Origin of the sequence: Nocardia arseniciresistens, assembly GCF_046764875.1 — a bacterium.
In the GTDB taxonomy this organism is placed as follows: domain Bacteria; phylum Actinomycetota; class Actinomycetes; order Mycobacteriales; family Mycobacteriaceae; genus Nocardia; species Nocardia arseniciresistens.
Genome location: NZ_JBKORD010000037.1, coordinates 19201 through 27237, shown reverse-complemented (window position 1 = coordinate 27237; position 8037 = coordinate 19201). Strand labels below are relative to the sequence as shown.

6 protein-coding genes are annotated in these 8037 nt (G+C 65.4%); 4 read left to right on the top strand and 2 right to left on the bottom strand.

The features are described 5' to 3' along the window. A partial coding sequence (locus ACLMAJ_RS37950; RefSeq protein WP_412018752.1) for a nucleotide-binding protein occupies positions 1-1422 on the top strand: 1422 nt, incomplete at its 5' end. 207 nt (positions 1423-1629) lie between these two features. Here the strand turns inward: ACLMAJ_RS37950 and ACLMAJ_RS37945 are convergent. Then, complete coding sequence (locus ACLMAJ_RS37945; RefSeq protein WP_412018751.1) at positions 1630-2091, bottom strand: DUF4254 domain-containing protein; 462 nt, start codon at positions 2089-2091, stop codon at positions 1630-1632. A 213-nt stretch (positions 2092-2304) separates the two neighbouring features. Here ACLMAJ_RS37945 and ACLMAJ_RS37940 point away from each other — a divergent pair, with 213 nt between their 5' ends. Together ACLMAJ_RS37940 and ACLMAJ_RS37935 are read left to right on the top strand one after the other, a co-directional pair. Beyond that, positions 2305-3114: a GntR family transcriptional regulator gene (locus ACLMAJ_RS37940; RefSeq protein ID WP_412018750.1), complete on the top strand. Its 810-nt coding sequence runs from the start codon at positions 2305-2307 to the stop codon at positions 3112-3114. After that, entirely contained in the window at positions 3111-3716 is a 606-nt protein-coding gene (locus ACLMAJ_RS37935; RefSeq protein WP_412018749.1) for a GNAT family N-acetyltransferase, read from the top strand. Before ACLMAJ_RS37940 ends, ACLMAJ_RS37935 begins: the two co-directional genes overlap by 4 nt. A 31-nt stretch (positions 3717-3747) precedes the next feature. Here ACLMAJ_RS37935 and ACLMAJ_RS37930 read toward each other — a convergent pair whose 3' ends face one another. Then, positions 3748-6045, bottom strand: coding sequence for a hypothetical protein (locus ACLMAJ_RS37930; RefSeq protein ID WP_412018748.1), 2298 nt, complete (start codon positions 6043-6045; stop codon positions 3748-3750). 479 nt (positions 6046-6524) lie between these two features. On the opposite strand from ACLMAJ_RS37930, the gene ACLMAJ_RS37925 reads away from it, so the two are divergent. Further along, positions 6525-8024 (top strand): hypothetical protein, encoded by a 1500-nt coding sequence (locus ACLMAJ_RS37925; protein WP_412018747.1) that lies wholly within the window; start codon positions 6525-6527, stop codon positions 8022-8024. The last annotated feature ends 13 nt before the right edge of the window (positions 8025-8037 follow it).

Genomic DNA, 8037 nt, shown 5'->3' with positions numbered 1-8037 from the left:
CCGGTCGGCGACCCCGCAGGATTCGGGCAGCCACCCGCAGGCTCGCGCGCACCGGTCGGCGACCCCGCAGGATTCGGGCAGCCACCCGCAGGCTCGCGCGCACCGGTCGGCGACCCCGCAGGATTCGGGCAGCCACCCGCAGGCTCGCGCGCACCGGTCGGCGACCCCGCAGCTTTCCGGCAGCCACCAGCCGGTGCGCAAGGCAATCCGGCGGGGCTCGGACAGGCGCCCGCGGCACCACATGCGGCAGGCGGTCAGCCGACCCAGGCGACGAGCGGCGAGGCATGGGGAAGCCAGGGACAACCAGCGGTTGGGCCGCACGCACCGGGCGGTGACCAGTCGACAGGTGACAACCAGTGGCAGGGGCCGGCCGGTTACGGACAGCAGCCTCCGGCGGCGGGCTCGGGTGCGGAGTATGGGCAGCCGCAAGCCGGCGCGCCTGGTCCCGGTGGGCAACAGCGCTACCAGCCGGGTGCCTACAACCAGCACATGCCGCAGCCCTCGCTCGACGATGTTCCGTTGCGCCGGGCCAAGAAGTCGCCTGGTAGCGGGTGGCGCAAGGCCGTGCACCATGTGTCCGGCGGTGCGATCAATCCCGGGCTTTCGGCGGAGGAGATGCGCCTACAGGAGTTGGTCGCGCGGATCAGGCAGCCGGTGCGCGGCGACTACCGGATCGCGGTGCTCTCACTGAAGGGCGGCGTCGGAAAGACCACGACGACAATGGGTCTCGGGTCGATCTTCGCGTCCATCCGTGGTGACCGGGTGATCGCGGTCGACGCCAACCCCGACTTCGGCACGCTCTCGCAGCGGGTTCCGCTACAGACGCGATCCACGGTGCGTGATCTGTTGCTCGATTCGGCGATCCAGCGGTACTCGGATGTGCGCAGGCATACATCGCAGGGCACGAGTCGACTGGAAGTCCTTGCCAGCGAGCGTGATCCGGCAGCATCGGAGGCGTTCAGCGACGAAGAATATCGCGCCGTCGCACGAATCCTGCAGCGGTTCTACAACATCATCCTCACCGACTGCGGCACCGGACTCATGCACTCGGCCATGGGCGGAGTGCTCGATCTCGCGCATTCGTTGGTACTGATCTCCTCGGCCGCGATCGACGGAGCACGTAGCGCGGCGGCGACTCTCGACTGGTTGTCGCTGCACGGCCACGATCACCTCGTCCGCAACGCGGTGGTGGTGATCAACCTGCCGCGCGAGGGATCACCGAATGTGGGCATCCAGCAGCTGCGCGAATACTTCCTGTCGCGCTGCCGCGCCGTGCACATCATTCCCTACGACATACATCTGTCGGAGGGTGCGGAGATCGATCTGCATCGCCTGCACAAGACCACCAAGCGCGCGTATGTCGAACTCGCCGCGACGGTCGCCGACGAATTCAGCGTCGACCACCGCCACTATCGCAACTGACACATCCCGACAAATCTCATTGCCGCACAAGCGAACTCGCAAGTGCGGCAATGAGATTCGTGCGACATCCCTGCCTCACCCATCGATGAATCGGGCACCGGTCATGACGACGCAGCGCCGATTATGATCGGCGCTGCGTCGAACATGGGTCCGACAAAGCACGAGATGCCTTGAACCGCAAACATGGTCACGACAACGCGCGCGTGCTCACCACTCCGGCAATCGCCTGCGGCCCGCCTGGATATCGCGGACCAGATCGTCGTATGCGTCGGCGAGTTCGGCGAGGTGGTGCCACGCGCAGTGCAACCGCTCGTCGGGGGCGTCCAACGTCATCAGCGCGTGATGGGCGCGGACAGACGATTCGGCGAGACGGTCGATAACCGCGCCGACCGTCTCGGTGTGCAGCGTCGCGCCCAGCCGATGCTGCGGCACACTGCGCGCCACCCAGTCGTCAATGGCCATTACCAATTCGGTTCTGCGCCGATCGATTTCGAGAATGGTAGCCGGATCGGTCGGCACCGAGCCGCCCCGGCCGACCAACCTACGTTCATGTAATACCGCGAGATCGCGCGCGAACCAGAGCAGCGGCCCGCCCACCACGCGATGCCCGCGACACGCCCGAACCAATAGGTCCGAGGTGGGCAGTAATGCGGCAGTCAGTGACTGCACCGCCGAGTCGGCACACCGCGGTGTGCCGGGGAGAGCCATTACGACTGTCGAAATCTCCGAACCTGCCACGTTGCCTCGCCGTTCGTCGCCGCACAACACCGGATCAGGACGTTCATTACAATAAACCTCTGAAGGCACCTGTCAAGCGTTAACGGGCCTCAGGGAGTCACGAAGAGTACACTTCGTTACCTGCACGACTGACCGAGGAGCAAGATGGCGGACGGTCCGACGTATCACCGGATCGCAGACCTCCTCCGCGAGGGGATCCGCGCAGGCAAGTGGGCTCCGGGTGATCGCTTGCCCAGTCATACCGAGCTTGCCGATCAAATGCAGGTCTCGATCACGACCGCGCGCAACGCAATTCAGGTGCTTGTCGCCGAGAATCTCGTCTACACAGCCACTTCCCGTGGGACCATCGTCCGAAACCAGGAAGTACTGGAATCGGTTGTCACCGACCATATCCGTCCGGATCGCCCACAGTCGGCGCACGACATCTTCGAGGAAATCGCGCGGGCGGCGAGTCGGGAACCCGCCAAGGAATTCAGCGCGAAGATGGAACCGGCGAGTCCGCAGGTCGCGTTATGGCTCGGCGTGCCGCGGGATTGCTGGGTACTGGCTCGAACGGTCGTCCAGTATCTCGACAACGAGCCGTGGTCGTGGGAGGTCAGCTTCTATCCGAGGGACCTGGCAGAGACCACTGGCATCGACTCTCCGCACGATATCCCCGAGGGCACGACAAGGCGGCTTTCCGAGAGCGGCCACGGCGAAACCGCGCATCGCGACACCGTGGTTGCCCGGCCCGCCAGCGCCGAGGAGGCCATCGTGCTCGGTGTCGCCACCGGCACGATCCTGCTCGATCACCTGAGAATCGGCGCCAACCACGAACGAGTCACCCGGGCGACCAGGCACCGGTCGATCGCCACGCGAAACCGGCTCGCCTACGAACTCGGCGACGACGAGGGCACCGCGGTTATCCGACATGTACTGGGAACCTCGTACAGGCCAGGTATTTCGTTGCCATGACAACGGTGATCCGCCAGGCGACATTCGGCGATCTCGGCATGATCTGCCGTCTGCGGGTGCAGCGCACGTCGTGGCTCACCGCGCGCGGCTCCGACCAGTGGACGGTGGCGGGCCGGGGCAAGCCCATCGAGATCTTCGCGAGGGCGGTCGGGCAGTCACTGGACGCAGGCGAAACCTGGATCGCCGAGGTCGCGGGCGAACCGGCGGGAACGATCACCGTCAACCACCACGCCGACAACGGGCTGTGGTCGCCGTGGGAACTGGCCGACGCGGTGATCGTGCACTTCATGATCGTCGACCTGCGCTTCACCGGCCAACGCGTCGGCGACCGACTACTTGCCCACGCGGGCCTGCTCGCCCACCGCCAGCAACGCGACTGGGTTCGCCTCGATGCCTGGACCACCAACACCGACCTGCACGCCTACTACCGCCGCGCGGGCTTCCGCATGGCCCGCATCGCGGGACCGAACGCCACCGGCCCGTCCCTCGCTCTCTTCGAACGCCGCGCCGACAGTTGGAAGTACGAGGCCGTGGTGCCGATACCGGCCACCGGCCGTCCGATCGAGGAAGTGGCGCTGACGCCTGTGCAGCCCAACAACTGACGCTGCGGCATATGCACGATCAGCGAGTACATCAGAACCGTGGGATCCCCTTCGACGGAGTCAACTTGACGTTGCCCGTCCAGTACTCGGAATTGGCCATGATCTGTAGGACTTCCGAAGCTCTTGCGAGGTCCCCGGTCTCGGCCGCGGCCAGGTACTGCTGGCCGAGATGCGGCATGATGTACCTGTTCATCAGCTGGCCACGGTCCTGACTCCAGCCTTCGAACGCGAGCGGCAGCGGATAAGAGGGGTCCGACTGCACCACGGCCCCGTTGGCATCTCGGGTAATCCGACTGCCACCCGCGAGTGCCTGGATACCCCTCATCTTGTCTCTGACGGGATCGCGGAAGTAGTCCCGGAGGTAAGCGAGTTCCTCGGGAGCAAGGTCGGATTCCGGCACGTGGTCGACGTAGCGGCGGTTCGCCAACCGGTGCGCGGTCTGTTGGAACAGCGCCATATTCGCAGGCGAACGACCCAGTTTGAGGACGGCGAGCGACGCCGCGGCCTCGCCGATGTATTTGTCGCCGTCCCATACGCTCGGTGCGAAATTCTGGCGATAGTTATAGGCGCGCATGGCATCGATGACCATATTTTTGTCCTTGAAGCCTGCGTCGAACATGGCCGCATCGACGTCGCCGAGGGATCCGCCGCGATTGAGTATGCGGTCCACGGCGGCGGCGGCGCTGCGATGGGTGATTCCGCCGTGCTCCCGGACCGCCGATCTGGCCGCCTCCATGGAGGTCTCTCTGGTCCGGTAATAGTTGCGAACCCAGCCGTGCCTGTCGGCCAGCACATTCGTCTTCCAATTTCCGATGTCCGAGCGATTCCGAAGCCTCGCGTTGGGGTCGAACGGACTCCGCTTGTTGCCGAAAAGTACGGCGGCAAGCGGGTTGCTGTTGACGGTGTTGATCGCGCCCAGTCCGGTGATCAGCCTCGCCGCCGACAGGGCGTGCGGGCTGCCACCGCCCATCCCCATGGCGACCCCACCGCTGGACCCGCCGGAGCCGCCTGCGCCCTGCGCGGCGAGAGCGAACCGGTTGGCGATCCACTCGTTGCCGCGGCTGAGACCGGCGCTGAGCTGCTGTAACTGCGTGACGGCGATGATCTCGACGATCGCGCCGAGGACCAGCACCGCCATGACCTGCCCCTGGGCCTGCCGGAACAGGTTGCCGAGGAACAACTCGTAGACACCGAGAAATACGGTGTAGACCGTCATTCGGCCCGCGGCCACCACGCTGTCGACGATATTGCGGATCAGGAACGTCTGGGACGGCCCGTACACGAATCCGCCTGCGGCGAAACCGAAGATGGACATGAACGCGTGATAGATCGTATCCAGGGCCGACCTGATGATCTTGATCGCTAGATAAACCCCGAATATCAGCAGAACCGCCGCGCAGACCAGAAGCACGAGCCCCGAGCCGATCTGTCCCATCCCCGGACTGTCGGCCTTGGCGTACGCGACCGCGTCGCCACAGCTGCGCATCCCGCTCAAAACCCGGGAGTCATCACCTGAACGTATTCCGGCCGACCAGGCCGCACGGCAAGAAGCCGACTGGTCGACCACGTGGCCGAAGTTCCACACCTGTACCGGACGCCGGGCGAAATTGTCGGCCAGATCGCCCTGCATGGTGACGACTAGTTGGTCCGGACTCGGGTTCGACTGACCATTCAGCCCCGCCGCCACCGAGATGCCCAGATTACGGCCCTGCGCCAGCAGTCCGTGCGAGGAAAGGACCTCCGCCAGTGGCTCCGCCAGAAACACCGGGCCGAGGATTGCCACCCCCAGCATCGTCATGACCTGCATCGTGGCCTTCGCGTGATAACCCCGCACCACGAACCAGGCGACGAAGAATGCGCCGATCGCCGCCGCGACGGTCATCAGCAGGGGTGTGGCGATCTGGCCCGTCAAGCTGTTGGCAACCCCGGTCAGTGCGCCACTGAACAGATCGAGCCACTCGAAGCTCATCGCGTAGCCGATCGCCCAGACCGCGGTGGTCACGATGACCATGTAGCCGATGAATTCCAGGCCGAGCACCGACGACACCACGGTGTCCACCGGGTGGAAAATGCTGCCGTGGTTCGTGGCGAACATGTAGTCGGTCAACGGGACTCCCGATGAGTCACGGATATCCATCCAGCTGAGGGCGTCGATCCCGGATCCCCCCGACGCGCTCGAGGTCGGGGCGATGCTGCCGCTCTCTGCCGCAGCCACTGCGCCGAGCGCACCAGGGCACACGAATAGCACGAACATGGCGGCTACCAACCACTTCAGCCGGGACCGCCACGACGAGGCACCAAGACGGTCGCGGCACCATCGCACGATCATTCAGCCGAAGTTAGGTCCCCGGGTGGGATATAGACAGAAATGGAACCACTGTGATTGCAAATCCCTATGACCGGCGGTGCCGATCAGTGCGGTCCGGGTGCCGTTGCGCCGGGACGATCGGCAGCCCGGGACGATCGGAATCGCTGTCGGGACAACCGAATTCGTCCCAGCTACGGTGGCCGCGGCAATCTACGACGGTCGGTGCGGTGCCGGATACAAAGCGAACGACACACGCGAGCGAGCCATCAGTAGCAGTGTCGTCTCCGGGGTCACTACAGCCCGGGAAATGGGCCTCGAGGACTTCCGGACTCCACCGCGATCGCGAGTTCCACTGCGCGCCGCCGTCGATGCCCCGGCGACGCCCGGTTCGCAGAGCGACCACCGGCGCACGCTGGGCACATTTGTGGCAGACTCGGCGGGCATGGATGCGGCCGATCGACGACCGTACGCGGAAGGTTGATGCGGGAGTTGGGATCGCGATGGATCTGAGCTCGATCGAGCGCCAAGTGGCCGCGGATCGGGGGGCGGCGATCGACAGGTCGCTCGACGCCCAACTACGACTGGCCACGTCATTGTGCGAACTCGCCAAAGCGCTGGTCGCCACCAAGAACGGCCCCGAACGTGATCGGACCGCCGAAGCTTTGGCGCCCGCGCAGGAAGCGGTCGCGATTCGGCTGCACTGGCTCAAAGCCGGGCAGGTATCAGCGCGCTTCGCGGGCGAAGTGCAGGAGGCGCTGCGGGTGTTCGAGCAGGCCGCCCGCCATATCGGCCACCGCGAGCTGGCGGCGAATACCATCCGCAACGCCTGTGGCGCCTATCGTCAAGTAGCACATACACATCCGCAGGCCGCGGGCGTATGCGCCGACGCATTGTCGAAGTGCGGCGTGTGGTTGTGCAGGCTCGATCCGGCCACGGCCGTTGCCGCGTCCGAGGACGCCGTGCGGATCCGCAGCGGGCTGTTCGCGGCGAATCCGGATCAGTCCGGCAAGTACCTCGCGAGCCTGAGCACGCTGCTGCGCACGCTCATGGTCGGCAGGCAGCGCAAACAGGCCATCGCGACCTATCGCGAACGGTATGCGGCGCTCACCTCACCCGAAATGACGACGCGACTGCGCCACACGCGCATCGAGGACATCGACCTCACCATCAAGACCTACACCGCGCTCGCGAAGCTGGAATGCGCGACGCTCGAACGCGCGGGACGGCTGACCCAGCAGCAGATCCTGTACCAGACCTCTGGCGACCTCTCCACGATCGAAGAGATCAACTGGAAGCTGGCGCTGGTCGGCATCAAACCGCTGACCCCCGGCGCGATGCCCGACCCGCCGTCTCGGCCGGTCGAGATCGCGACGACCTACGGTGCGTTGAGCGTGCGTTGCTCGGCACGTGATGCCGTCGCCCAGGTCCGCGCCGCGGTCATCGCCGCGTACGCGACCGATGGCGCACAACCGGTGGAGGGCTCCACCCATCTCGGTGGCGTGGAAATCATTTGGAGCGCAGCCGATCTCGAACTGAACGCCGCGGTCCAGCTCGGCGACGACATGGTGCTGATCGAACAGCCCTACCCAGGCTCGGTGACCGTCATGAGCCTGAAGTGGGAATTGGCTAACGTGGGTAGACATCCACTCGCACTGCGGCTTTCGACCCGCTGGCCGGTGATCACCGTGGCCGCTACCGAAAACATGGCCTACGAATTGTGCAAGTACGAGGGCGGCAAGGCCGTGCAGTACGCCGCCCTCGGCCGACCGAGCGGACAGGCGCCACTCGATGAACCGCTGGCGCCCTTGGATTTCGCGGCCCTGGCCGATTACGGCGCGGACTACGCGTCCGAAACCCAGGTCCGCGCCGCGTTCGGCAATTCGCCGATGTTCGCCAAGCTGACCCATCTCCCAGCCAACGGGATTCGGCAGACCGCCGAGACCGTGCCGCACACCGACCTGCTGTTCTTCCAGAAGACGAACGCACCGGAAGCGAGCTGAGACCACACATCTG